This is a genomic window from Rhodopseudomonas sp. P1 (genome assembly GCF_039642825.1).
Taxonomy (GTDB): domain Bacteria; phylum Pseudomonadota; class Alphaproteobacteria; order Rhizobiales; family Xanthobacteraceae; genus Rhodopseudomonas; species Rhodopseudomonas palustris_H.
On sequence record NZ_CP088006.1, the window covers coordinates 2,474,452 to 2,499,342 of the forward strand.

The 24,891-nt window shown below is 64.8% G+C and carries 20 protein-coding genes; 10 read left to right on the forward strand and 10 right to left on the reverse strand.

All coding sequences use genetic code 11. The features are described 5' to 3' along the window. Position 1 precedes the first annotated feature (1 nt). The gene (locus tag LRC39_RS11510; protein WP_264076478.1) at positions 2 to 973 is read left to right on the forward strand and encodes a branched-chain amino acid ABC transporter permease; all 972 of its coding nucleotides are present in this window, start codon (positions 2 to 4) and stop codon (positions 971 to 973) included. 152 nt (positions 974 to 1,125) lie between these two features. Here the strand turns inward: LRC39_RS11510 and LRC39_RS11515 are convergent, their stop codons facing one another. Further along, entirely contained in the window at positions 1,126 to 3,696 is a 2,571-nt protein-coding gene (locus tag LRC39_RS11515) for a DUF4407 domain-containing protein (protein ID WP_346297347.1), read from the reverse strand. A gap of 599 nt (positions 3,697 to 4,295) precedes the next feature. On the opposite strand from LRC39_RS11515, the gene LRC39_RS11520 reads away from it, so the two are divergent. Together LRC39_RS11520 and LRC39_RS11525 are read left to right on the forward strand one after the other, a co-directional pair. Further along, positions 4,296 to 4,940 carry a DUF47 domain-containing protein gene (locus LRC39_RS11520; protein WP_107355372.1) on the forward strand — a complete coding sequence of 215 codons (645 nt, stop codon included), beginning with the start codon at positions 4,296 to 4,298 and terminating at the stop codon, positions 4,938 to 4,940. A 14-nt stretch (positions 4,941 to 4,954) separates the two neighbouring features. Next, positions 4,955 to 5,965, forward strand: a complete 1,011-nt coding sequence (locus tag LRC39_RS11525) for an inorganic phosphate transporter (protein WP_264076480.1) — start codon at positions 4,955 to 4,957, stop codon at positions 5,963 to 5,965. Positions 5,966 to 6,071: 106 nt separating this feature from the next. On the opposite strand, the gene sugE is transcribed toward LRC39_RS11525, so the two are convergent. Continuing rightward, a complete protein-coding gene (gene sugE, locus LRC39_RS11530) occupies positions 6,072 to 6,386 on the reverse strand; it encodes a quaternary ammonium compound efflux SMR transporter SugE (protein ID WP_107355376.1) in 315 nt (104 codons plus the stop codon). 229 nt (positions 6,387 to 6,615) lie between these two features. Here sugE and LRC39_RS11535 point away from each other — a divergent pair, with 229 nt between their 5' ends. Continuing rightward, entirely contained in the window at positions 6,616 to 8,241 is a 1,626-nt protein-coding gene (locus LRC39_RS11535; RefSeq protein ID WP_346297348.1) for a peptide chain release factor 3, read from the forward strand. Positions 8,242 to 8,856: 615 nt separating this feature from the next. On the opposite strand, the gene LRC39_RS11540 is transcribed toward LRC39_RS11535, so the two are convergent. From LRC39_RS11540 to LRC39_RS11560, 5 genes are all read right to left on the reverse strand, one after another. Continuing rightward, complete coding sequence (locus LRC39_RS11540) at positions 8,857 to 10,362, reverse strand: hypothetical protein (protein ID WP_346297349.1); 1,506 nt, start codon at positions 10,360 to 10,362, stop codon at positions 8,857 to 8,859. Then, positions 10,359 to 11,111, reverse strand: coding sequence for a hypothetical protein (locus LRC39_RS11545; RefSeq protein WP_346297350.1), 753 nt, complete (start codon positions 11,109 to 11,111; stop codon positions 10,359 to 10,361). The genes LRC39_RS11540 and LRC39_RS11545 overlap by 4 nt, the downstream gene beginning before the upstream one ends. Before the next feature lie 41 nt (positions 11,112 to 11,152). After that, positions 11,153 to 11,320: a hypothetical protein gene (locus tag LRC39_RS11550; RefSeq protein ID WP_346297351.1), complete on the reverse strand. Its 168-nt coding sequence runs from the start codon at positions 11,318 to 11,320 to the stop codon at positions 11,153 to 11,155. Next, positions 11,317 to 13,143 carry a tetratricopeptide repeat protein gene (locus tag LRC39_RS11555; RefSeq protein WP_346297352.1) on the reverse strand — a complete coding sequence of 609 codons (1,827 nt, stop codon included), beginning with the start codon at positions 13,141 to 13,143 and terminating at the stop codon, positions 11,317 to 11,319. Before LRC39_RS11555 ends, LRC39_RS11550 begins: the two co-directional genes overlap by 4 nt. A 267-nt stretch (positions 13,144 to 13,410) precedes the next feature. Continuing rightward, positions 13,411 to 13,872 (reverse strand): SRPBCC family protein, encoded by a 462-nt coding sequence (locus LRC39_RS11560; RefSeq protein WP_346297353.1) that lies wholly within the window; start codon positions 13,870 to 13,872, stop codon positions 13,411 to 13,413. A 281-nt stretch (positions 13,873 to 14,153) separates the two neighbouring features. On the opposite strand from LRC39_RS11560, the gene LRC39_RS11565 reads away from it, so the two are divergent. Further along, positions 14,154 to 15,482, forward strand: coding sequence for a tetratricopeptide repeat protein (locus tag LRC39_RS11565; protein WP_346297354.1), 1,329 nt, complete (start codon positions 14,154 to 14,156; stop codon positions 15,480 to 15,482). A gap of 11 nt (positions 15,483 to 15,493) precedes the next feature. Further along, positions 15,494 to 17,215, forward strand: a complete 1,722-nt coding sequence (locus LRC39_RS11570; protein ID WP_346297355.1) for a FecR domain-containing protein — start codon at positions 15,494 to 15,496, stop codon at positions 17,213 to 17,215. Positions 17,216 to 17,229: 14 nt separating this feature from the next. Here the strand turns inward: LRC39_RS11570 and LRC39_RS11575 are convergent, their stop codons facing one another. After that, complete coding sequence (locus LRC39_RS11575; RefSeq protein ID WP_346297356.1) at positions 17,230 to 17,634, reverse strand: hypothetical protein; 405 nt, start codon at positions 17,632 to 17,634, stop codon at positions 17,230 to 17,232. Positions 17,635 to 17,805: 171 nt separating this feature from the next. Between LRC39_RS11575 and LRC39_RS11580 the strand changes: the two genes are divergently transcribed. Next, the gene (locus LRC39_RS11580; protein WP_346297357.1) at positions 17,806 to 20,100 is read left to right on the forward strand and encodes a CHASE2 domain-containing protein; all 2,295 of its coding nucleotides are present in this window, start codon (positions 17,806 to 17,808) and stop codon (positions 20,098 to 20,100) included. Between the two features lie 14 nt (positions 20,101 to 20,114). On the opposite strand, the gene LRC39_RS11585 is transcribed toward LRC39_RS11580, so the two are convergent. Further along, positions 20,115 to 21,533 carry a sensor histidine kinase gene (locus LRC39_RS11585; RefSeq protein ID WP_107344195.1) on the reverse strand — a complete coding sequence of 473 codons (1,419 nt, stop codon included), beginning with the start codon at positions 21,531 to 21,533 and terminating at the stop codon, positions 20,115 to 20,117. 185 nt (positions 21,534 to 21,718) lie between these two features. After that, positions 21,719 to 22,309, reverse strand: coding sequence for a hypothetical protein (locus LRC39_RS11590; RefSeq protein WP_107355388.1), 591 nt, complete (start codon positions 22,307 to 22,309; stop codon positions 21,719 to 21,721). Positions 22,310 to 22,525: 216 nt separating this feature from the next. Between LRC39_RS11590 and LRC39_RS11595 the strand changes: the two genes are divergently transcribed. The 3 genes from LRC39_RS11595 to LRC39_RS11605 all read left to right on the forward strand — a co-directional run bounded on the left by LRC39_RS11595 (position 22,526) and on the right by LRC39_RS11605 (position 24,818). After that, the gene (locus LRC39_RS11595; protein WP_430624934.1) at positions 22,526 to 23,218 is read left to right on the forward strand and encodes a TetR/AcrR family transcriptional regulator; all 693 of its coding nucleotides are present in this window, start codon (positions 22,526 to 22,528) and stop codon (positions 23,216 to 23,218) included. A 566-nt stretch (positions 23,219 to 23,784) separates the two neighbouring features. Beyond that, positions 23,785 to 24,345, forward strand: coding sequence for a PepSY domain-containing protein (locus LRC39_RS11600; RefSeq protein WP_263991576.1), 561 nt, complete (start codon positions 23,785 to 23,787; stop codon positions 24,343 to 24,345). Then, the gene (locus LRC39_RS11605) at positions 24,342 to 24,818 is read left to right on the forward strand and encodes a hypothetical protein (RefSeq protein WP_346297358.1); all 477 of its coding nucleotides are present in this window, start codon (positions 24,342 to 24,344) and stop codon (positions 24,816 to 24,818) included. Before LRC39_RS11600 ends, LRC39_RS11605 begins: the two co-directional genes overlap by 4 nt. Positions 24,819 to 24,891: the final 73 nt, after the last annotated feature.

The window sequence follows — 24,891 nt, forward strand, 5'->3', positions numbered from 1 at the left end:
CATGACCACGATTACGCAGAATTCCGTCCCGACCACGACCCGCCGCCCGGTGCGCGACGAGATGATCGCGTTCGGCATCATGACCGCGCTGCTGGTGGTGGTGCCGTTCACCGGCGTCTATCCGTTCTTCGTGATGCAGGGACTGTGCTTCGCGCTGCTCGCCTGCGCCTTCAATCTGCTGATCGGCTATGGCGGCCTGCTGTCGTTCGGCCACGCGATGTTTCTCGGCACCGCCGGCTACGTCAGCGGCCATGCGCTGAAGGTGTGGGGACTGCCGCCGGAACTGGCGATCATCGCCGGCACCGGCGCCTCGTTCGCGCTGGCTGTGGTCACCGGGCTGATCGCGATCCGCCGCCAAGGCATCTATTTTGCGATGATCACGCTGGCGCTGTCGCAGCTGTTGTACTTCATCTATCTGCAGGCGCCGTTCACCCATGGCGAAGACGGCATCCAGGGCATTCCGCAGGGCAAGCTGTTCGGCTTCATCGACCTGTCCAACGCCACCACGCTGTATTTCGTGGTGCTGGCGGGCTTCCTGCTCGGCTTCCTGATCATCTACCGGGCGATCAACTCGCCGTTCGGCGAAGTACTGAAGGCGATCCGCGAGAACGAGCCGCGGGCGATCTCGCTCGGCTACAAGACCGACCAGTACAAGCTGCTGGCGTTCATCCTGTCGGGCACGCTGGCCGGCTTTGCCGGCGCGCTGAAAGTTTTCGTGGCGCAGAATGCCTCGCTGACCGACGTGCACTGGTCGATGTCCGGCGAAATCGTGCTGATGACGCTGGTCGGCGGCCTCGGGACGGTGTTTGGCCCGGTGGTCGGCGCCTTCGTGATCATCGCCATGCAGCAATACCTTGCGGGCTTCGGCCAATGGGTCACGGTGATCCAGGGCGTGATCTTCGTCGCCTGCGTGCTGACCTTCCGCCGCGGCATCGTCGGCGAGATCGGGCACCTGTTCAAACGCTCGCTATAACGGCGAGGCGAGGGCAGAGGGAAAGCAAGCGCCGCAAAGGGCGCTGGTCTTCTGGCTCGCGGGCCTCGTTAGACCGCTGTCAGAAACAAGAATCGCCGCGTGGCTGAGCCGCGCGGCGGTTTTCTGTTGGGGCGGCTCTAATTCCGCAGGCGTTACGCCTGCGGCGGCGTCTCGTGTCGCACCTTGTGCTCCAGCGGCAATTCGGCTTCGCCTTCGGCGTGATGCTCCCGCCGAGGATGCGCCGCCTTCTTGCGCGGCCGGGCCTGCTCGACAGCGTCGGTCATCAGTTTCTCGACGTCGCCGCTGGACTTGAACTGCGGTCCGATGGCCTCGGGACTGCCGATGCTTGCCGTCGCGGTGTCGCTTGCGATCGCCGCCTGGGGCGTCGGCTGCTCCACCGGGGCCGGACGCGTGCGCGCCAGCACGTTCGGCAGGACATCCGGCTCCAGCGCCTGCGGCGGTGCTTCAGCGACCGTCATGGCCGGCTCTGGGACCGGGATCGAGGCTGCCGGTTCGGCCACTGCGACGACGACAGGCTCTGCGGCAGCAGGCTCGTTTGTCGCGGGCTCGGGCGTCGCGAGCTCGACGGCGGCCGGCTCGCTGGGGACGGGCTCAGGGCGCGGAGCCTCGACCGGGCGCAGGGCTTCGACGCGCGGCGCCTCGGTCGGCACCGGTTCGCTGCGCAATGGTTCGGCGCGGGCGGCTGAGCCGGCATCGGCCAGCACCTGACGCACCAGTTCGCGGGTATTGTGGTCGTCGACCGGAATGCCGTCCGGCCAGCGCAGGCTGCGTTCGGCGGCCGGCTCCAGGGCAGCGCTCCGGGCCATCGCGCGGTCATCGACGGGGACCCGAACCCGCGCGGCCGGTTCGACCGCATAGGCCTCGCGCCGCGCTGACCCGCGCCGCGGCATGATCAGATTGCGGACGTCGATGTCGCTGGCTTCGTAGTCCGGTTCGGCGAAGTCACGGCCGCCATAGTCGCGCACCGCATAGTCCCGTGCGACGAATTGCGGCTGGGCACGCCGAGCGGTGGCGCGGCGCGGCCGGTCGTCATAGCGGTCGTAGTCGTGGCGGCGAGCGAACTCGCGGCGTTCGACCTCACGCGGATCGTATTCGTCATAGCCGCCATCGCTGTCGCGACCGCCGTAGCGCCGCCATTCGTAGGCGCGGCGATCGTCGCGGCGGCGCATCTCCTCGTACTCGGCTTCGTCATCGTAGGACGCATGCTCGAAGCTGCGCGGGCGCTCCGCCGGGCGCTGCGGTGCGGGGGGCGGTTCTTCGGCGCGCACCGGCTCCGGCGCCACAGGCTGTGGCTTCGGTGGTTGTTCCGGTGGCTGCGCGGCTGCGACGGCAGCAGGCGCCGCTGGCTGGCCGACCGCAGCCACCGCGGCTGCCGGAGCGGGCTTCGGCGCTTCGTCCTCGAGGTCTTCGTTGTTCTCGATGCGCTGCCGCGCGCGTTCGACCTGCGCCTGAATCTTCGCGGCGTAGACGCTGGGCGGCGAGAAGAAGATTTTCGCAACCACCGGAACGATTTCCAGGAAGATGATGAAGCAGCGGGTCATCCACGAGAACAGCGTCATGGTGGCGCCGTCACGCGGGTCGTTCTTCAATTCCTGATACGCCGCGATCCGGGTCAGCGGATCGAATTTGTCCTTCTTCTCCTGGTAATAGGAGTCCGCCATCACCTTCTTGCGGAAGTCGGCGACGCTGGCGGCCTTGTCGACTTCGAACTGCTTCAGGTCGGCGCGGGCCGCATCGATCCGCTGCTGCAGCGCATCGGCGCGCGCCTTGATCGCCCCGCGCTCCTGCTCGCGGGCGCCCAGCGCATCCGCGGTGATCTTGGCCTGAGCGGCGCGGAGGTCGTCGCGGCGGACGTGGAGCTGGGCGATCTCGGCTTCACGCTCGGCGCGCTGCGCCTGGAAAGCCTGGCGCTGCTTCCTGGCGAATTCGTAGCGGGGGCCGGCGCCGGGGCGGCCGGAATTGTTCGGCGTGGCTTTCAGGCCGAACTCTTCGGCGTTCATGTCGGCGATGTAGCGCTGGATCGTCTTGTCGATCTCGGCGATGTCGGCGCGGATGCCGGCTTCGCGGGTCGCCAGCGCGCGGATCTGCTGCTCGATGTCCTCGGTGCGGGCCTGGGTGGTCGGCTCCGGCTTCGGCTGCTCGGTGAGGGCGTCGCGGTGGAGCGCCTCGAGCTGTTCGATGTCGGCGAGCCGGCGCTTGGCTTCGGCGTTCAGCCCGGCTTCGAAACTTGCGATCTTGTCGTAGATCGGCTGGTTGGCGGCGACGCGGTCGGCTTCGATCTTCTCGTTGATGGTCGAGGAGAAGATCGCGAGTTCCAGGAACATCGCGATCACCCAGGCGAGCCCGAACGACAGCAGCAGCCGGATGCCGACGCGGACGAACCGCCAGGCTGTCTGCTTCGCCTCGGCGCGCGACTGGATCGCAGAGGTATTCCACAGCGTGCCCTGATAGAACCAGTCAGACTGGCACAGCGCGCGGTCGAACATCAGCACGGTCAGCGCGATCACCGTCGAGACCAGCAGCCGAGTCCATATATTGTCGATCATGTAGCCGGTGGCGTGGAACGACACGCCGAGCACGACCACGAACGACAGACAGAGCGATGCACCGAGATGCGTGGCCCATAATTTGTCGGAGGGCGGGCAGCTCTGAAGAGTCTTGCGATCGACGCCAGCGATGATGCCAAGAACGCGTTGAATCATGGCCGCCCAGTTCTGCGGTGACATGCGCCGCGGTTTGGTTGTGACAGGTCGATCGAGTCTAACAGAGCGTAAACAAATTCAATACGAGGCGACGTTTAGTAGGCGAGTCACCAGGCTCCGATTTGATCTCAGCAGTTGCTGCTAAGTGACCGTGATCGATTGCAAACTTGCTGAGTTGGAGAGGCGGGGAGGCGGCCTTCGCCGTCCTCAATATTTTGTCGTGATGGTGGGGGCGGACACGTCCGTCCATTCCTCGATTACCACTGCTAAGCGACCTCTCGGGGCTCGATTTCACATCAGCGCGTTGAAGTGATTCGCGAGCTAGCGAGACCCGGGCCGTGACAAGGTGTCCGCCGGCAACCCGGCGGCGGCGCGAAACCTGTGGACGAGGGGGGACGGCGATTGCGGAAATGTCCCGATCCCGTGCCGTCCGATCGCGGACAGGACCGGTCCGCGGCTCCCACGTCCAATCGGTCCGGAATGGACGGTTGCCTGTGAGCCTCTGAAGTGTTTTATGACGCCGGTGTGACGCGGTCGGGCGTCTCCGGCCTCCCACGGCCGACCTACGAACCCGCGTTACGTCAACCGGATAGCTCCCGATGCTACGATACTTTCGAGCCTTTCTGCCCAAGGAAGAGAGGTTCTTCGACCTGTTCGCCCAGCACACGCATACGGTCGTGCAGGGAGCCCAGGCGCTGCAGGACATGCTGCGCGGCGGCGACGAAACGCTGGTGCACTGCCAGCGCGTCAGCCATTTCGAATCCGAGGCCGACAGCATCACCCGCGAGGTGCTGACCGCGGTGCGCCGCACCTTCATCACACCGTTCGACCGGGTCGACATCAAGAACCTGATCAACTCGATGGACGACGCCATCGACCAGATGCAGCAGACCGCCAAGGCGGTGATCCTGTTCGAGGTCCGCGAGTTCGAACCTCCGATGCGCGAGATCGGGTCGCTCCTGGTCGAAAGCGCCAATCTGGTCGGGCGCGCGGTGCCGCTGATGCAGTCGATCGGGCCGAACCTGCAGATGCTGACGGCGATGACCGAGGAGATCACCAAGCTGGAAGGCCGGGTCGACGATCTCCACGACATCGGGCTGAAGGAACTGTTCCTCAAGCACCGTAACGCCAACACCATGGATTACATCGTCGGCGCAGAGATCTACGATCACCTTGAGAAGGTCGCCGACCGTTTCGACGACGTCGCCAACGAGATCAATTCCATCGTCATCGAGCAGGTCTAGGGCAGGGGCCGGCCGTGGACGCTTCGCTCGGGCTGCCCATCCTGGTCGGGTTGATCGCCGTCGCGCTGCTGTTCGACTTTCTGAACGGCTTGCACGACGCCGCCAATTCGATCGCCACCATCGTCTCGACCCGCGTGCTGCGGCCGCAATATGCAGTGTTCTGGGCGGCTTCGTTCAATTTCATCGCCTTCATGGTGTTCGGCCTGCACGTCGCCAACACCATCGGCACCGGCATCATCGAGCCCAGCGTGATCGACGCCTCGGTGATCTTCGCGGCGCTGACCGGCGCCATTGTCTGGAACCTGGTGACCTGGGGGCTCGGCATCCCGTCGAGCTCGTCGCACGCGCTGATCGGCGGCCTGCTCGGCGCCGGCCTTGCCAAGGCGGGCCTGTCGGCCGCGGTGTGGAGCGGTCTGACCAAGGCGCTGCTGGCGATCGTGCTGTCGCCGCTGGTCGGCTTTCTGCTGGCGCTGGTGCTGGTGGCGATCGTCTCCTGGGCGTCGGTGCGGTCGACGCCATTCGCGGTAGACCGCGCCTTCCGCATTCTGCAGTTCGCCTCGGCGTCGCTGTATTCGCTCGGCCACGGCGGCAACGACGCCCAGAAGACGATGGGCATCATCGCGGTGCTTTTGTATTCGCAGGGCTATCTCGGCAGCGAGTTCTCGGTGCCGTTCTGGGTGGTGCTGTCGTGCCAGGCCGCGATGGCGCTCGGCACGCTGATGGGCGGCTGGCGGATCGTCCGCACCATGGGGCTCCGCATCACCAAGCTGACGCCGATGCAGGGCTTCTGCGCGGAGACCGGCGGCGCCGCGACGTTGTTCATGGCGACCTTTCTCGGCGTGCCGGTGTCGACCACCCACACCATCACCGGTGCGATCGTCGGCGTCGGCGCCGCGCGCCGGATGTCGGCGGTGCGCTGGAACGTGGCAAGCTCGATCGTCTATGCCTGGGTGATCACGATCCCGGCCTCGGCGATCGTCGCGGCGCTGGCGTATTGGGCGACGCGGCTGGTGCCGGCGTTCTGAAGCGGGCTGTCATTGCGAGCGTAGCGAAGCAATCCAAGGCCGGCATACCGAATCCTGGATTGCTTCGTCGCTTTGCTCCTCGCAATGACGGATGGACTGGTCGGCGTCAGCCCACCATTTTCAGCCCCACAATGCCGGCGACGATCAGGCCGATGCAGGCGAGGCGGCCGACTGTGGCCGGATCGCCGAACAGCGCGATGCCGAGTGCCGCGGTGCCGACCGCGCCGATGCCGCTCCATACCGCATAGGCGGTGCCGATCGGCAGCGTCTTCAGCGCGAGCCCGAGCAGTGCGACGCTGGCGACCATCGCCGACACGGTCAGCGCCGTCGGAACCAAGCGGGTAAAGCCTTCGGTGTATTTCAGGCCGAGCGCCCAGCCGATCTCCATCAGACCGGCGACGAACAGATAGAACCAAGCCATAGCGGCCTCCTTGCGCACGTCCGGGCAATTTTCATGAGGCCATCCAACGGGATGGCGCGCCGGCGCAATGCGCGGTGTTGAGGAGGCCGGGTCGTCCCGGCCGAAAAGGTGATTTTGAGGTCGTCCTCGATCCCTTATATGAGGGACGCCGTTCCGCCGCGCAACTGCCGGCGCCACGACCCGCCGGAAGCCCTTGATCGCGCCGGCTTTCCCTGCCACAGGCTGATGAATGTCCGACACCGCTGTTCCGGCCGAAGCGCCGTCCTCGACCCCGTTTTCGCTCGCCCATGAAGTGGCGCGGCGGCGCACCTTTGCGATCATTTCGCATCCTGACGCCGGCAAGACCACGCTGACCGAAAAGCTGCTGCTGTTCGGCGGCGCCATCAATCTGGCCGGCCAGGTCAAGGCCAAGGGCGAGCGCCGCAATACCCGGTCGGACTGGATGAAGATCGAGCGCGACCGCGGCATCTCGGTCGTCACCTCGGTGATGACCTTCGAGTTCGACGGGCTCGTCTTCAACCTGCTCGACACGCCGGGCCACGAGGACTTCTCGGAAGACACCTACCGGACGCTGACCGCGGTCGACTCCGCCGTGATGGTGATCGACGCCGCCAAGGGCATCGAAGCGCGCACGCGGAAGCTGTTCGAGGTCTGCCGGCTGCGCGACATTCCGATCATCACCTTCATCAACAAGATGGACCGCGAGACCCGCGACATCTTCGATCTGCTCGACGAGATCGAGAAGACGCTGGCGCTCGACACCACGCCGATGACCTGGCCGGTCGGGCGCGGCCGCGACTTTCTCGGCACCTACGACGTGCTCGACGGCGGCGTGCGCCTGCTCGAAGGCGGCGGCGCCAAGACCGGCGCGGCCGAGCAGATCACCATCGAGGAGCTCGGCAAGCGCCATCCCAATCTCGACGTCGCCGCGGTCAAGGAGGAGCTTGAGCTCGCCACCGAAGCCTGCAAGCCGTTCGACCTCGAGGCGTTCCGCGAAGGCCATCTGACGCCGGTGTATTTCGGCTCGGCGCTGCGCAATTTCGGCGTCGGCGATTTGCTGCAGGGCCTCGGCCGCTACGCGCCGCCGCCGCGCGCGCAGGAAAGCAGCGCCCGCAAGGTCGAAGCCGACGAGCCGAAGATGAGCGCTTTCGTTTTCAAGATCCAGGCCAACATGGATCCGAACCACCGCGACCGCATCGCGTTCGCGCGGCTGTGCTCCGGCAAGCTGACCCGCGGCATGAAGGCCAAGCTGGTGCGCACCGGCAAGGCGATGCCGCTGTCCAGCCCGCAGTTCTTCTTCGCGCAGGACCGCTCGGTGGCGGACGAAGCGTTCGCCGGCGACGTCGTCGGCATTCCCAACCACGGTAGCTTGCGGATCGGCGATACGCTGACCGAGGGCGAGGACGTCACCTTCGTCGGCGTGCCTTCCTTTGCGCCGGAAATCGTCCGCCGCGTCAGGCTGACCGATGCGATGAAGGCCAAGAAGCTGAAAGAGGCGCTGCAGCAGATGTCGGAAGAGGGCGTCGTGCAGGTGTTCCGCCCGCGCGACGGTGCTCCGGCGCTGGTCGGCGTCGTCGGCCCGCTGCAGCTCGACGTGCTGAAAGCCCGGCTCGCCGCCGAGTATCAGTTGCCGGTCGATTTCGAAGTGTCCGAATTCCAGCTCGCGCGCTGGATCTCCTCCGACGACCGCAAGAAGCTCGAGACCTTCATCGCCAATAACGGCTCGTCGATCGCCGACGACGTCGACGGCGATCCGGTGTACCTCGCCAAGAACGAATTCTATCTCGGCTACACCCGCGACCGCGCCGAAGGGATCGTGTTCTCCGAGATCAAGGACGTGAAGAAGACGGGGTGAGGCGGCGTACTACGCGCCATCACGATGCGTCATTGCCGGGCTTGCCCCGGCAATCCATCCTCTTCGCTTAGTCGCTGTCTTTGTTGCGCGCTAAGCGCGCGATGGATGCGCGGGTCAAGCCCGCGCATGACGACTTTCATATAATCATCCCTGTCAAACAGCCACACCTCCGCATCCTCGCGGCGCGTCGCGCCCGAGTTGTGCCCGAACAGCCGCCCTAAAGTGAGGGGCGGCGGCGCGCCGCAAGACGCGGCGTTGGGAGTGTCGCGATCCGGCCTTCGCCCGCGCGAGGGGCGAAGATCGCGAACCGCGCGTCGCCTTGCGGCGCGCCACCCCGGCGGTTTTTGGCTGAAGGACCGCTCTTCCGGGATACGGCGAGCTTGCGGGCTTTCCCCGGCCTCTACCGCACCCGTCCAGCCTCTGAAGCGGCGGCCGCTCGTAGTAGCGGCGGACGGTGACCCTCAACCTCCCGGGCGCGTGCTTGCGAGGCACGTCACGCAGGACGCCGTATCCCGCTCCGCCTCGCAAGCGCCCTCGAGAAGCGCCCCTCGCGAACGAGACGAATAGGAATATAAGCAGATCTGTGGGGCTGTCAATCGGGCCGCTAACGGTAAACTACATCCAGATGGCTTGATAGACCACGTCACGAATGCGGTTGATCTTCGCGCTTCCGATATAGTCAATTCGGTCCAGCTCTTGATTAGTGGTAGTTGCTAGTTGGCCCACGGAGCGAATACCCGCATTCTCAAGACGATCGATCATGTCTTTGGTAAGTCCGTACGGATACGTCTTTGACTTGCCTAGAACAGAGACGGGTCTTTCCAGAATGGCGAGTCCATGTTCGTCCGGCAATTCGGGCAGGACAACTTCATGAAAAGTAGTTCCGGAAATGTGGATCTCCGATGGATCTGGTGTGCCCTTAATCCATTCTTCAATCATCTCAAAAGTGAGGCGCCTCGAAGGGACGGCTTCGAGAAGGTGGCACAAATTTACTGCGAAGACGGGACCACGGCCACCAGATTTCAAAGCGCGAGAGGCCTCCCGACGAGCAACGAATCCTAGGTACTCCAATATTTCGAAGATTTTCGCATAGTGGCTGACGATCTGGCGATGGATAAGGACGCGATCCTGAGCGATTGATCGCGTTTTCTCCTTCACAGGACGTGCGGCATGATCAACTACAAGTTCGACAACCTGCCGAGCTGGTTCAATTAGAGGTTCATAAACGCCGAGCTTTGGCGCTACCTCATCCATTAGCGGCCAGAAATAGTCCGTTGCCATGTCAAGGAAGCAGCTAGTCAACTCCGGAATGCCAATCCTTTCCTTCTCTTCGAATCTATTGCACGCCAAGATGAAACCGCGGAGATTTCCTACGACGGCGCGACCTAAAATATTGGCAAACTGCGCGGGAGAAAGGCGGTCCGAGAAGCTGCCTTTGTCAGCTAGCTTTGGATAGCGAGCTCTTATTACGTCGGGAAAGAAGTTCGATCCGGCAGATACGTCCGATCGGTTGATGTCTATTACGGTAGAGTCGTTGAACACGTCGAAGCGTACGCCAAACTTAGTTACACCGGGATATATTGATGCCTTGCACGACGTTAGATTGCTCGAAAGCGTTCGGAATAGGTCGAAGAAGACCTCAAGCGGCTTTTCGCGGCCGATATGTGCGGCGTCGTCAAACAGAAGCACTATCCGCTTGTTTACGTTTTGAGAGAGGCTGGTCAGTCCCAGCTGAAGCGTCAGTTGATCTCCTGCAATTCCAAAATCAAACGAGATTCCACGATCTTGCAATTCTTTCTGAATCGCCTTTGAAAGGATGATGCAAAAGTGTTCAATATATTCGGCTCCGTCTGATTGCAGGAGCGGCAAATATCTGAGGCTTACGTACACCGGAAGAATGTTTCCTTCGCCACGCATTCGGCGATGCGCTTCCAACAAAAGCGCACTCTTTCCGCTGCCGCGGCTTCCTCTAACAAGCACTGGGCCATGAGAGCTAAGCTTGCGAATGATAACGTCATCATATGCTGAGAAGCTGTGATACTTTGAAAAGGTATCTGGCGGACACTCTTCCGCGGCAAGAATCAAGCCTGCGTCGATGTCTCGGTCATGATCGTTACTCACGCCAGTTCCTCTCTGAAGCTCTTGTAGGTGCCGAGGGCGTCGCTGTGGGGTAATGAAGCATACGCCGTGGGAATGAAATGTGATGCAAGGCCAAGTTGGCTAACAAGTAAGCAGGTGTCGCGAATTGCGCTCTTCACAGTAGTCTCGTCAAATACGAGCGCGCTGGTGAAAAACTCCCAATGGACCCCTTTAGACAGGGTTGAATATAATTGAATACTCTTGCCCCTGACCGTGCTGATAAAATTATCCGCATCGAGTGATCGAATTTCAGTTAGCAGTGGGTCGGAGTCGTGCTGGGAAGAATAGTCGAGCATTCGTTCAACTGCGGGTTTCCAGTAGAGGTGGTCGAGATGCTTAGAGAAAAGTGCTCGACTTATTTTCGATAGGTCGTGATCCAGATTCCAGAGCTGCTGTTGCTGCTTCTCTTCAGGGATAACGTCTCCCGTCCATGAGAAAGCGGACTTGGCTCGCTTGCCGTGTTCGTACTCTGGTTGGGTTTGAAATTCACTGAGGTACAGCATTCGGAACGAGTCGAGGCGGCCAACGAGGGCGGCGCAACTATTTTCCAATAGCACGCGAGCGCAGAATGGCCCGAAGGTGAGAGCGTCGTGAGTAAAATCTCCTGACAAAAAGGAAACGGCTCTCTCAGCAAACGTATCGATTGACGATGAGAGCTGGCTCAGCGCAGTCTTCGCAATGCCTTCGCAATTCTCATTTTTGCCGCAGAGTAAGTGCCCAATCGCAGCCATAATGCGCCTAAATTTGAATTCGGTGAATCTAAGGATTGATGTCAGTCATTACACTCGCCATCCGCGAATGTGAAGGCCTCCACAATCCTCTTGATATTCCCCAACCCCAGCTCCGCCTCCGCGCTCATCCGTTCGATCATCTCTACGGTCGGCGGTTTCGGCCTGGCCGGATTGCGCAGGATGCGGGTCAAGCGGGTGCCGCCGGTCATGTCTCGATGCAGCGCGTCAGCGTTGCGGCGAGTTTGGTCACGACGCTGTCCCAGTCCTGCGGCCGGGTTTGGCGCACCAGGCGGACGGTCGGATACCAGGGGCTGTCGTCGCGGCCGAGCAGCCATCGCCAATCGGGCACGAACGGGATCGCCATGATCACCGGTCGCGCCAGCGCCGCGGCGAGGTGGGCCACTGCGGTGTCGACGGAGACGATGAGGTCGAGCGCACTCACCGCGGCGGCGGTCTCGGCGAAGTCGGTCAGGTCGTCCGCGACGTCGTGCATGAAGCCGGCGGGCGCGCCTGACAGGTCAGCGCGGCGCGGGCCGACCTGTAGCGAGATCCAGTCGATCCCGGCAACATCCAGCAGAGGCGCGAGTTGCTCGAACGCGATCGAGCGATTGCGGTCGTTGGCGTGTCGCGGATTGCCAGCCCAGACCAGACCGACCTTGGGACGCGATCCTGGGCCGAGGCGCTCGCGCCAGCGCGCCACCGCGGCGGGATCGGCGCACAGATACGGTACGTCCGCCGGAATGGTCTCGAGCGTGGTGCCGAAGCACAGCGGCAGCGACAGCAGCGGGCAGTGCAAGTCGAACGCGGGCAGGGCGCCGGCATCGTCGACGACGACAACGTCCGGGAATGACTGCGCGACGAGGCGGTGCAGCGGTCCCGGCACCGCCAGGATGATCCGCGCGCCCGTCGCCGCAACCTTGGGTACGTAGCGCAGGAATTGCAGCGTGTCGCCGAGACCCTGCTCGGCATGCAGCAGCAGGGTTCGGCCGGCGATCGCTTCGCCACCCCACTGCGGCTGCGGAAATTGCCGCGGCGCGCTTTCCCTGTGCGATCGCCATTCGTGCTCACGCCAGCCTTCCTCGAAACGGGCCGTCGACAGCAGGATACAGGCCCGATTCCAGCGCGCCATGGCGAAGTCGGGCCGCAGCGCCAGCGCCTGATCGTAGCTGGCGAGAGCGTCGTCGAGCCGGCACTGATCGTGCAGCACGGTCGCCAGATTGTAGTGCGCCTCGGCGCTGCGCGGCTGGAGTTGAATCGCTGTGCGGCAGGCAGTCAGGGCTTCGTCGAGCCGCAACAGGTTCTTCAGGGTGACGCCGCGGTTGGTGTGCGCTTCGGCGAGGTTGGGATTGGCTTGCAGCGCGGCGTCGTAGCAGGCGAGGGCTTCGTCGAGCCGCCCCAGCGTCTTGAGGACAATGCCGCGATTGGTGTGCGCCAGCGCGTTACCGGGGGCCGTTCGCAACACGGCTTCATAGGCGGATAGCGCCTCGTCCAGCCGGCCGAGATCGCGGAGCGCGTTGCCGCGGTTGATCTGCGCGTTGACGTCATCCGGCCGCAGCCGCAGCGCTGCCTCGGCCGCGCGCAGGGCGTCCTCGAGCCGGCCGAGCGTGATCAGCGCGGCGGCGCGATTGCAGTGCGCCTCGGCAAAGCGCGGTTCGATCGCCAGCGCAGCATCGTAAGACGCCAGCGCCTCCGCGGGACGCCCGAGACCGTCCAGCGCCAGCCCGCGATTGCCGTGATAGGCCGCGACCATCCGGTTGATCGCGATCGCCTTGCCGATCATCTCCAGCGCGATGTCGTTGCGCCCGACCTGCAGCGCGAGCACGCCGAGCAGATGCCAGGCGTCGGCATGGCGCGCATCCGCATTCAGCACCTGCCGGTACAGCGCCTCGGCCTCCGCCAGCCGGCCCTGTTGATGGTGCTGCACCGCGGCCGCAAACCATTGCTGAACGATGTTGTGTTGCTGGCTCGGGCCGCCATCCTTGGCGGCCAGCTTCGCCTGCTTCCTCCGCTCGTTACGATTCATCCCCGTCATCGGCGAGCATTCCATCATGCAGCGGCGAGCCGCCGGCCGGTAGCAAGGCGAATCCACCATACATCACACATGTTAGCTCAGCTCTAAATACGAACTCATGCAACGCTAAATGCGACGACGGGGAATCGCGCTCCCGGTCGTCATGGGTCTGGTAATCGGCTAGGGTCGATATCAAGCGGAGGTTGGAGAAAGTGAGGGAGGCGGACGCTCGGCGTCTCCCAGGACGGTGTCGCCGGCGGGATGGCGTTGGCGCTTCGTTGGGCGGGCCTATTTGGCCTCGACGATCCGCTTGATATTCGAAAGCCCCAGCTCCGCCTCCGCGCTCATCCGCTCGACCATCTCCGCGGTCGGCGGTTTCGGCCTCGCCGGGTTGCGCAGGATTCGGGTGAAGCGGGTGCCGCCGTCCGTCGCCTCGAACGTGTAGTGCACCACCACCGGGCCCATGAAGCTGGTCTGGGTCAGGCCGATCCACAGCGTCGGGCGGTCGCAGGCGATCACCAGCCAGTCGAGGTCGACCGGGCCGCTGCGGGTCGACCAGTGCTCGTGGAAAGTATCGCCGAATCCCATCGGGCGGTCGTCGCAGTCCAGCGCGTGGGAGGAGGGAAGCCATTCCGGCCAGGATTTCGGATTGGTGACGTAGTCGAACACGGCCTCTGGCGCCGCGGCGATCGTCACCGCATGGCGGATTTCGAACGGCGAGGTCGGGCTGCGGGCGGGTGCATCGGCCATGGAGAGTCCCTCGGGCGGTGTTGCTCTGTTGCCGCAGTCGGATGGGCGGCAGGCGGTTCCAGGATCAGTATTCCCCAGTCGCGAAGCGCGGTTCTTGCGTAAACTGCCGGTTCCGTTCTGTTTCAGGACGATCCGCGTGGCAAAAAGGCCACGTCGGCGTGCAATTGCGGACCTTTCGCGCAAAAAAGGATACCGCCGGCCGAACGCCTCCCGCAAAATCCCGACCAATTAGCTCGGCCAACGAGCAATCGGTTTCCAGACAGATCATTTCGGGGTGCGGCGTGCGATTGAAGGCGACATGGTTATGCGCTGTGGCGGCGACGGTGATCGCCGGCTCGGCCGCGTCCGCGCAAGAGCAGAAGGCGACACCCGCCGCGGTTGTGCAGCAGGGCTACGACGCGCTGTTCAACCAGATGTATCAGCAGCCGGCCAACCTCGACGTCAGCTTCAAATTCGCCCATGCGGCGGTCGAGCGCGGCGACTACGAGGCCGCGATCGGCGCGCTGGAGCGGATGCTGTTCTTCAATCCCGATCTGCCGCGGGTGAAGCTCGAACTCGGCGTGCTGTACTTCAAGCTTGCCTCCTACGAGATCGCGCGCGGCTATCTGCTCGACGCGATCAAAGGCGGCAACGTTCCGGACGAAATCCGCGGTCAGGTGATGGCGTATCTGTCCGAGATCGACCGGCGGCTGTCGAAGCATGAATACAGCGTGTTCATGCAGGGTGGCATGCGCTACCAGACCAACGCCAATATCGGTCCGAATTCGCTGCAGGTGCGCGCGCTCGGCCAGGATGCGATCCTCGATCCGCGGTTCGGCCGCAAGCCGGACTGGAACGCATTCCAGAGCATCACCGCCGCCTACGCCTATAAGCTCAACATGCGCGGCGACGCGATCGAAACCACCTTCCTCGGCTACAATTCGCGGCAGTTCACGCAGAGCCAGTTCAACCTCGGCCTGCTCGAAGGCACCGTCGGCCACCGCGTCGGGATCGGCCAGAACGCCTCGTTCAAATACTACGCGATCGGCGACAAGGTCTGGCTCGGCGACTACAGCTATTTCGGCGCGCTCGGCGGCGGTTTGTCGGCGCGCTCGACGATCGGCGACAACGGCCTGATCGAGGGCTATGTCGAGACCCGGCACCGCAAATTCACCGACTCGACCTACTACCCGACCGCCGGCACCCAGACCGGCGATCTGACCACCGCGGCAATCACCACCGACTTCCGGTTCGGTCCGGTGCACTGGACCACGCGCGGTGGCTATGACGTCAACAAGGCGGTCGCCGACTACAACAGCTACAAGCGCTACTCGATCGACATGGCGTTCCCGGTCGAATTCGTGGTGCCGGTGTTCGGCCAGCCGCATCAGTTCGTGGTGGCGCCGACGATCGGCTACAGCCGCTCGAACTACGATGCGCCGAACTTCATCGTCGACCCGACGCTGGCGCGGCGCGAGGACGAATACCGCTACGGCGCCATTCTCGATGCGCAGATCGCCGGCAATGTCGGCGTGCGCACCCAGGTGCTGTACACCAAGATCGACTCCAACCTGCCGAACTATCGCACCAACAACCTGTCGGCCTCGCTCGGGCCGACGGTGCGTTTCTGAGGAGGCTCGCGATGCGTCTGTCGGGATGGATGATCGGAGCCGCCGCACTGCTCGCGGCCGGGAGCGGGACGAACCTCGCGGTGGCGCAGGAGGTCGGCAAGGCGTCGGCGGTGAACCCCGCTGCGACGGCGAATTTGCGGACGATTTCGATCGGCGAGTCGATCGCCCACAAGGAGCGGATCAAGACCACCGACAAGGGCTCGGTGCAGATCCTGTTCATCGACAAGACCTCGATGACGGTCGGGCCGAACAGCGATCTGACGATCGACGAATACGTCTATGATCCGAATTCCGGCACCGGCAAGCTGGCGGCCCGGCTCGGCAAGGGCGCACTGCGGTTCGTCGGCGGCCAGATCAGCCACACCGGCGATGCCGAGATCAAAACCGCCGCGGCCACCGTCGGCATCCGCGGCGGCGTCGCGATGATCGGAACCGGCTTCGTGTTTGCGGGCTACGGCTCCTCGACGGTGACGACGCCCGGCGGCACGGTGACGCTCGGCGCCGGCGAATTCACCCAAACCCCTGGCGCCGGCGAGCCGCCGTCGCCTCCGGGACCGCCGCCGCCGAACTTCGTGCAGAATCTCATTCAGTCGTTCCAGAGTGCTCCCGGCCAGAGCGGCGGCGCCGGGCAGGGCACCGCTTCGCGCGGCAATGTGCAGCGCGCCGAGGCCCGCGCGACCGGCACACCCAACGGCTCGGTCGCCGGCTCGCTGACGCCGCAGGTGCCGACGCCGCTGCCGCCGATCAATCAGACCGCGTCGACCCTGAACCAGACGATCCAGACCTCGACCCAGCAGACCGCGGTGGAAAAGACCGCCATACAGCAGGCGTCAGGCACGCTGTTCGGCTTCATCGGCGGCCTGATGACGACGTGGCTTACCGACACCGCCAACCCGACCTACGGCAATTACGGCTATGCCACGGTCGGCCCGTTCACCGGCACCGCGGTGGTCGGTATCGATGCCGTCCGTCGGCGCGTCCAGGCCAATTTCGACGGCACGGTCGCGCACGATGCGAACGGCAATTATCTGCCAGGGTCGTTCAGCTATCAGTTCGGCTCCCTCGACCCGAATGAGGACCCGCAAGGCGGTTACTACGACCAGTCCAATTTTGCCGCCGGGCCGGCGATCCGCAGGAATGGGTCGATCGTGTCGACCATCGACGGCGCGCCGATCACCAACCAGACCGGCGCGATGGTGACGATCTCCCGCGAGATGGCCCAGCAATACGGCTCGGCGCTAGGCTTCGGCAACATCCAGCCATGCGGTTGCGACTACACCAAGTGGGGCTTCTGGAGCAGCGGCAGCAACCAGGGGCCTTACTATGATTGGGCCCATGGCTTCTGGGTCGCCGGCCGGCCGCCCAGCGCCGGCGAGGTGCCGCTCAGCGGGCAGGCGAGCTATGTCGGCCATGCCGTCGCAGCGATCCAGAACGACGGCAGCACGTATTACGCGGCTGGCGTCTTCAACAACACGGTCAATTTCGGTGCCCGGACCGGGCAGGTGAGCGTCACGGGCCTCGACGGCACCAACTACGCAGGCCAGGTCTCGCTGCTCTCGGGAACGACAGGCTTCGTCGGATCGCTCGCGGGCGACGTCGGTTCGCGCAACATGGCGCTGGCGGGATCGTTCTTCCGCGGCGTATCGAACCCGGTCGGCGAGATGGGCGGCAGCCTCGCGGTCAGCGGTCCCGGCTATCTCGGTGCCGGCATCTTCGCGGCGAAGATGAAGTAACGGCCGATGATCGCCTACATATGGCCGGGCGGGCCGGCGCGGCGGCCGATCTCTGCCGACTGCTGATCGATGCGGCCCGAGCTCGGCGGCACGTAGCGTGCGCTCGACCGCACCCTTTGTTGGGTGACGGGGTCGACGACCTCGACCGAGACTTCGAGTTCGTCCGCGGACAGTCTGCTGGCTTGCACCGTTGCATCGCGGTTTCCGAGAACGCGGCGGGCGGCTGCGGTCGAGACAGCGGTGCTGCGCTCCTGAGAGATGGCCGCGCTGGCGGCCAGCGCGGTGACGCCCTGCAGGGCGGCTTGGTCGGCCAGCCGCTGCAGCGGCGGATCGGTGGGGTGGATCAGCGGGACCGCATAGACGGCGCCAAGACCGACCGGAATGGCGAACAAGACTGCCAGCGGGGTTGCGATGCGCATGCGAGAGCTGTGCGGTCCCATCGGGGCGCTCCTCCTGGCGGGACGGGCGTGCTCCCGAACCGGCCTGCGATCTGCTAACGTCGGCGTGATGCGCCAGTTCCCCGTTCCCCCGGCCGTGATATGGCCGCTGTCCCGTTCGATCCGCCCGTTTGCGGAGCGGGAGGCCGTGCCGTGCGGCTGCTGAGCCGGGGGACGCATCCGCTGCTCGGCCGCGCCGCGCGCGGCTGGGTTCGGCTGCGGCGGCTGTTTCGCGGCAAGTACATGCGCGCGGTGCTCGCCGCGCTGGCGACACTGATCGCGCTGACGGCGCTGCGGACCTACGAGCCGCGCATCGTCACCGAAACCAAGGAGCGCGCCTTCGACGCGTATCAGCGGCTGGCGCCGCGGCCGCCGGGCAACGACCTGCCGGTGCGGATCGTCGATATCGACGATGCCTCGCTCGCCGCGTTCGGCCAGTGGCCATGGCCGCGCACGCGGCTCGCGGCCCTGACCAGGCGGCTCGGCGAACTCGGCGCCGGCGTTATCGCCTACGACATCATCTTCTCCGAGCCGGACCGCACCACGCCCGAGCGGCTGATTGCCGATCTGAGTGCTTCCGATCTGCCGGATCGCGATCGCGCCGTGGCGCTGCTGAAGAGTCTGCCCGATCACGACACCAGCTTCGCCGAAGCGATGCAGCAGACGCCGACCGTGCTCGGCTTTGCCGCCAGCCAGCGCCCGAACGACACGCGGCCCTCGGTGAAGACCGGCCTGGCATTCGTCGGCGTGGCGCCGGCCAACGTGCTGCCGCCGTTCCGCGGCGCGGTCTCCAATCTGCCGCAGCTCGACGCCGTCGCGGCCGGGATCGGCGCGATCAATCTGTCGGCAAGCGATCGCGGCGGCGTGGTGCGGCGGCTGCCGATGCTGATGTCCGACGGCGCACGGGTGTATCCGAGCCTCGCGGTCGAGGCGCTGCGGGTGGCGCAGGGCCAGAAGGGCGTCATCATTCGCGGCACCGGGGCTTCCGGCGACGACGACGTCGGCGATGCCGCGCTGGTGGACATGCGGATCGGTCAGTTCAAGCTGCCGCTGACCCACGACGGCGAGGCCTGGCTGTATTTCAATCGCGACCGCGCGGACCGCTACGTGTCGGCCAAGGACGTGCTCGATCCGGCCCAAACCGAGCAGATGCGCGACCGGCTCGAAGGCACCATCGTGCTGATCGGCACCTCCGCATCCGGTCTCGGCGACGTCCGCGCCACGCCGATCGGGCAGGTGATGCCGGGCGTCGCAATTCAGGCGCAGATGATCGAGCAGATCGTCTCGCAGGAATTTCTCGAGCGACCGGACTGGGCGAACGGCTTCGAGATCGTAATGACGCTGCTGCTCGGCTCGCTGGTCGCAGCGCTGGTGCTGATCGCCGGCGCGCGGTTCTCGCTGGTCGCCTGCGCGCTGGTGTTCGTCGGCGCGATCGGCGGCTCGTGGATCGCGTTCTCGCACTTCCGGCTGCTGATCGATCCGGTGTATCCGTCGCTGGCGACGCTCTTGACCTACATCGCGGTCGAGCGTGTGCTGCACACTGCATCGGACCGCGAGAAGAAGTTCGTGCGCCAGGCGTTCGGCCAGTATCTGGCGCCGGATCTGCTCGCTCAGCTCGAACGCAGGCCGGACGGCCTGCGGCTCGGCGGCGAGCAGCGCGAGCTGAGCGTGATGTTCATGGACGTGCGCGGCTTCACCCCGATTTCCGAGGCGCTGAGCGCGACCGAGCTAGTGGATTTCATCAACACGCTGCTGTCGCCGCTGTCGGATGCGATCCAGGACGAGCTCGGCACCATCGACAAGTACATCGGCGACTCGATCATGGCATTCTGGAACGCGCCGGTCGACGTGCCGGATCACGCGCTACGCGCCTGCCACGCCGCGTTGAAGATGCGCAGCATCGTCGAACAGCTCAACGACAGCGATGCGTTCGGCTTCGCCGCCCGCGGCTTCGCCGATCCGGTGGTGCGGATCGGCATCGGCCTCAACACCGGCACGGCCTGCGTCGGCAACATGGGCTCTTCGCGGCGGTTCAACTATTCGGCGATGGGCGATGTGGTGAACGTCGCGGCGCGGATCGAGAGCGCCTCGAAGGAATTCGGCACCGATCTGTTGGTCTCGGAAGAGGTCGCGCGCGCCGTGCCGAAGCTGGCGCTGCTCGAAGCCGGCGAGATCAGGTTGAAAGGCAAGTCGCACCCGGCGCGGCTGTTTGCGCTTGCCGGCGACGAGGCGTTCGCGGCATCGGACACCTTCACCGAACTGCAGCGGCTGCATCGCGATCTGCTCGATGCGCTTGCCGCTGGTGACGGAGCGCGTGCGCAGACGACGTTGGCCGCGTGCCGCACCTTGGCGCCTCCGGCGCTGACCGGCTTGTACGATCACTTCGCCCGGCGCACTGCGGCGTTGGCCGACGTGGCTCGGCCGGTGCTGGACCGTGCCGGCGGTTAGCAACGAAACGGCAGTTACTCTGCCGCCGGGCTGAACGAGATCTGCTGGCGGATCGGGTCGGCGCAGGGCAGGGTGAAGCGGAACAGCGTGCCGCCGCCGGGCGCCGGCTCGGCCTTGATCGATCCGCCATGCGCCTGGATGATGGTCTGCGAGATCGACAGGCCGACGCCCATGCCGTCCGGCTTGGTGGTGGCGAACGGCTGGAAGATCCGCTCGGCGATCAAAGAGTCGAGGCCCGGACCGCTGTCGGCGACCACGACTTCGACCATGTCGTCTTCGACCAGGCGGCTGCCGATCGTCAGCTTGCGCTCACGCTGTTCGCGCATCGCTTCGAAGGCGTTGCGGATCAGGTTGAGAAACACCTGCTGCACCTGGACCTTGTCGACCAGCACGCGGTCGAACGCAGGATCGAGCGACAGCGCGACATCGACCGGCCGGTCGCGGGTCAGCACCGAGGCCAGCGCTAGGGCGTCCTCGGCGATCGCACGCAGGCTTTCGATGGTCTTGTCGGTCTCGCCGCGGCCGACGAATTCGCGCAGCCGCTGGATCACCGCTCCGGCGCGCAGCGTCTGCTGGGCGGCCTTGTCGAGCGCGGTGCTGATCTTGCTCTTGTCGGGATGGCTGCTGGCTTCGATCAGTCGCCGCGAGCCTTGGACATAGTTGGTGACGGCGGCGAGCGGCTGATTGAGTTCGTGGGCCAATGCGCTCGACATCTCGCCCATGGTGCTGAGCCGGGCGACCCGCAGCAGCTCGGCCTGCAGCGCTTGCAGCCGCTGGTCGGCCTCCTGCTGCCGCGTCACCGCGCGCTGATGTTCGAGCAGGAAGGCGGCGATCGCCGCGCTCCCCACCGCGAGGATCAGCAGACAGGCGGTGATGAGTGCCGCGGCGAGGCTTTCGCGGTCGTGCTTCGACAGCCGTTGGATCAGCAGCAGCTGCTCGGCGCGCGTCAGCACCGACAGGCTGGTCTCGATCCGCTCGGTCAGCCGGTCGACCCGCGCCTGTTCCAGAATGTCCAGCGCCTCCCGCATCCGGTCGGGGCCGAGTTCGACCACGCGGCCGAGCTGGGCCATGCGCATATCGGTCAGCAGCCTGAGTTCGTCGATATGGGCAATCTGCTCGGGATTATCAGCGAGCACCGCGCGCAGCCCATCGAGCCGGGTGGCGAGGGCGTCGCGGGCGCGGATGTAACTGTCGCGATAGGTCTCGATGCCGGTGAGCAGGAAGCCGCGCTCGCTGGTCTCAGCTTCGAGCACGGCCTGCTGGATGGCGGAGATCGCCAGCAGCGCTTTGTTGGTTTGTTGCACCCAGGCGAAGCTGTCCCGGAGCCGCACCAGGTTGAGCACCAGCGCGCCGGCGATGACGATGAACAACAGCAAGGTCGCGCCGAGCAGCCACGGCGCGAGAAATGTTCTTGATAACGAGTTTCGAGTCATCGGCACTCACGCAATCACGACCGGGATACCCTAAAGCAAATCCGGCGCGGATTGAATCGCATCAGACTTGTAGATTTGGTCTAGGGACGCAGTTCTGGTGTGCGATTTCGTCGCTGATAACCCTGAATTAGACGAAAGACGAAAGTATTTTGCCGATGGCGGTGCTGATCAGGAGGGGATCGGGCTCATAGCTCGCTGAGCAGTTCTGCGACCCGTTCCCAGGTTTGGTCGTGCAGCGTCCGGGTCCGCTCGAAGCTCGCCTTGATGGTTTTCAGCGCCTTGTCGCTCGTGGTCGAGAAGGTGCCGAGCCGGACCTGCTCCGAGGCGATCCGGCTGACGGTGATGTCGAGGTCGCGCTTGGCCTGATCGATCGCAGCGCGCGATTCCTGACGCAGCCGCTCCAGCGACGCCTGGATGGCATCGCGCTGCTGAGCCCGGTCGTCGTCACGCTCGGCCGAGCTGGGGCAGGTGCCGCAGCGGGCGAACAGGAACGAGCGGATCTCGTCGTCGGCCTTGGCCCATTCGTCGGACAGACGGGCGAGGGTGATTTCGGCGATCTGCGGCGGGATCGTCGGATGGGTCGAGAGCGCGTCCAACCGCTCGGCGAACACGGTGCGGATCGACAGCAGCTCCGCGACCGCCCGATGCGCATCGGTACGGCCGTCACGGTCGAGGTGGGCGGCCCAGCGCCCGAGCGAGGAGGCGAGCAGATCGATCTCGTCGCGCTTTTGCCGGATCCAAATGACCTCGTCGCTTTCGCTCGCGCTCATAGACATGCTGCAGACCTTCGACCTTCACGAAGACGTCCAACCGCGGGCGGGCAAGCCGCGACCGCGCCGGAACTCCATCAAAACCGCCTAATAGAACGATAACGTTTTGTTTTGTGGAAGTCGATAGGGTGTTTCCTGACAAAGCGGCGATGGTCGTGTAGATATAGGGCAGGAGCAGGTTATAATGTTTCCAACGCGAGACCACGGGAGGCATCGCAAGCAATGTTGAAGTCCGCAGCGAAAAACACCGCTGCAAAGGAACGCACCACCAAATCCCGCGGAGGGCGCCCGACGCGCACCGCCGCTCTCCAGCGCGACCTCAGGCTGCTCGATGTAGCCACCCGCTTGTTCATGGAACGCGGGTTCGATGCCACCACGATCGATGCCGTCGCTGAGGAAGCGCGGGTCTCCAAGCTCACCGTCTATTCGCGCTACACCGACAAGCGTGGCCTGTTCGAAGCGGCGCTGCGGCGGGAGATCGAGCGCTGGATGGCGCCGCTGTCGCATGGTGTCGAAGAGCGTCGCAACAATCCGTCGAGTGGATCGCTGGAGAACTGGTTCCTCAACATCGGACGCCAGGTGCAGGAGATCGGCATCAGGCCGGAAGTTATCGCGATCATGCGCACGCTGTCGTTCCAGGCGGCGAATTTCCCTGATTTGGCGCGGCTTGCGCATGAGGAAGGGTGGGGGCGGGCGGTCGCGACTCTGGCGCGCCTGTTCGACCACCTGATCGAACAGGGCCTCGTTCGCGTCCCCGACAGCATGGTGGCGGCCGAGACCTTCCTCAACATCGTCGTGGGTCCGCTGACGCGGCTGACGATGTTCGGCATCTCGATCGACGAGAAGTATCGCGAGCGTCAGCTCCGTCTCGCGGTCAAACTGTTCGTCAACGGCATCAAGCCGGTCGATCCGTAAGGCCGCGAAGTTCACGACGTCGTTCAGGGACGGTGATGCGGCGCTCTCGCGAACGATACTGAATTACCATCGAATGAAGCTCCTGCTGCTGCGCTCGCCGTGATGCGACGCTGATCACGCGGACGTGTGAGCGCGATCGATGATCGGCCAGCGCCGTCTCTCCGAACTACCTAATCGCTTGAGATCGCCTGCCGAATCTCCGCTGATCTTGGAGACCGCGCCGGTCTCACCAACGCTGATCTTGTGAGTTGGTCCACATCGTTCCTCGGTCCGGTGTTTGACAAAACGAAACGAACTGGTACCGTATCGTTGTGGCGCCCCAGCGCCTCGTGGCTTGCAAGATGGCCGTACTCCCGCCGCCGTCGAGCGGCCGCGCGCGACCGATCACCTGCCGCCCCATGTGATCGGTCGCGTTTCTTGTTTTCGTCCCGGCGGGCGTCATTTCCTGTACGGCCTGAGGGCCGGAGCCGAATTCCATGCGTCCCGCGTTGATCTCCGCGTTTGGTCTCATCCTGTGCTTGGCACAGCCGCCGGCGGCCGGTTGGGCCGCAGCGTCCAGCGCACCGATGGCCGGTCCTGCAGCCGGCGAGGCAACCTCTGAGCAGGTGCAGGACGGGCATAAGCTCGATCTGGTGCGCGCCGCTCCGGTGACGCTGCAACAGGCGCTCGGTATTGCAGAGCAGCGTCATCCCGGCACCAAGAGCCTGCGGATCGAGACCGACCTTGCGGCCGAGGGGCTGATCTATCGGGTTCGGGCTGCACGCGACGGCCAAGTGTGGGAAAGCGTGGTCTCCGCCGACTCCGGCATGATCGTCAGCGACCATCCGTCGCCGCCGCGGAAGGACGCTGATGGAGATGAGCGGGCCGAGATGGCGACGCTGGACGCGGTCGGACCTGGAATGTCCGAGGCGGTTGCGGTCGCCGAACGTTCGGCGCGCGGCCGGGCCGTGCTCGGCGAGCTGCAGATCGAGCGGGGCCGGCTCAAATTCGTCATCGTGGTGCTGGCCGGGGACGACTTCAAAGAAGTGGTGCTCGAACCGCCCGGAGCGCGGTTGCGCCGGCCGGCGCCGCTTCGCCCGGGCAGCTCTGATCAGCCGCACGCGTCGGGAGCCAAGCAGCCGTCATGACCGGCGCCTCGATCTCAGCCCTGGCCGCGCTCGCCGGCTCGGCGATCGGCGGGTTGGCCTCATTGGCCACCGCGTGGCTGACGCAGAGCCATCAGGAGCAGACCGCGCGCATCGCGCAGGAGAACACCCGCCGCGAACGGATCTTCGGCGAGTTCATCGACCAGGCGTCCAAGCTTTATGTTGATGCGCTGGTGCACTCGCTCGACGATCCAACCAAGATGATCGGCATCTACGCGGTGATCGGCAAGCTGCGGCTGTTCGCTGCGGCTGACACGATCCAGGAGGCGGAGCGGGTGATCGAAGCGATCGTCGAGATCTACTTCCGACCGCCGCTGGATCTGCACGATCGCAAGACGCTGGACGTCGACAAATACGATCTGCTGCAGCCCTTCGCCGAGGCCTGCCGTCGGGAGTTGTTCCTTGCATCGCCAGCGCGGCGCCCGCCGACCCGAGCGGCCCGCGCGGCGTACTGATTGGGTACGCAAAGCCCGAGCTGATGATCTCGGTAGGCTGTTGCGTCGCCGCGATCATCGCACAGGCGCGTAA

What these genes read in the sequence shown, in the direction of transcription:
- LRC39_RS11570 (WP_346297355.1), top strand. Translation starts at nt 15,494, where the DNA reads ATGCGTCTGTCGGGATGGATGATCGGAGCCGCCGCACTGCTCGCGGCC.
- LRC39_RS11575 (WP_346297356.1), bottom strand. Translation starts at nt 17,634, where the DNA reads ATGCGCATCGCAACCCCGCTGGCAGTCTTGTTCGCCATTCCGGTCGGT.
- LRC39_RS11550 (WP_346297351.1), bottom strand. Translation starts at nt 11,320, where the DNA reads ATGACCGGCGGCACCCGCTTGACCCGCATCCTGCGCAATCCGGCCAGG.
- LRC39_RS11585 (WP_107344195.1), bottom strand. Translation starts at nt 21,533, where the DNA reads ATGACTCGAAACTCGTTATCAAGAACATTTCTCGCGCCGTGGCTGCTC.
- LRC39_RS11595 (WP_430624934.1), top strand. Translation starts at nt 22,526, where the DNA reads ATGTTGAAGTCCGCAGCGAAAAACACCGCTGCAAAGGAACGCACCACC.
- LRC39_RS11590 (WP_107355388.1), bottom strand. Translation starts at nt 22,309, where the DNA reads ATGTCTATGAGCGCGAGCGAAAGCGACGAGGTCATTTGGATCCGGCAA.
- LRC39_RS11535 (WP_346297348.1), top strand. Translation starts at nt 6,616, where the DNA reads ATGTCCGACACCGCTGTTCCGGCCGAAGCGCCGTCCTCGACCCCGTTT.
- LRC39_RS11555 (WP_346297352.1), bottom strand. Translation starts at nt 13,143, where the DNA reads ATGACGGGGATGAATCGTAACGAGCGGAGGAAGCAGGCGAAGCTGGCC.
- LRC39_RS11545 (WP_346297350.1), bottom strand. Translation starts at nt 11,111, where the DNA reads ATGGCTGCGATTGGGCACTTACTCTGCGGCAAAAATGAGAATTGCGAA.
- LRC39_RS11605 (WP_346297358.1), top strand. Translation starts at nt 24,342, where the DNA reads ATGACCGGCGCCTCGATCTCAGCCCTGGCCGCGCTCGCCGGCTCGGCG.
- sugE (WP_107355376.1), bottom strand. Translation starts at nt 6,386, where the DNA reads ATGGCTTGGTTCTATCTGTTCGTCGCCGGTCTGATGGAGATCGGCTGG.
- LRC39_RS11560 (WP_346297353.1), bottom strand. Translation starts at nt 13,872, where the DNA reads ATGGCCGATGCACCCGCCCGCAGCCCGACCTCGCCGTTCGAAATCCGC.
- LRC39_RS11515 (WP_346297347.1), bottom strand. Translation starts at nt 3,696, where the DNA reads ATGATTCAACGCGTTCTTGGCATCATCGCTGGCGTCGATCGCAAGACT.
- LRC39_RS11600 (WP_263991576.1), top strand. Translation starts at nt 23,785, where the DNA reads ATGGCCGGTCCTGCAGCCGGCGAGGCAACCTCTGAGCAGGTGCAGGAC.
- LRC39_RS11520 (WP_107355372.1), top strand. Translation starts at nt 4,296, where the DNA reads ATGCTACGATACTTTCGAGCCTTTCTGCCCAAGGAAGAGAGGTTCTTC.
- LRC39_RS11510 (WP_264076478.1), top strand. Translation starts at nt 2, where the DNA reads ATGACCACGATTACGCAGAATTCCGTCCCGACCACGACCCGCCGCCCG.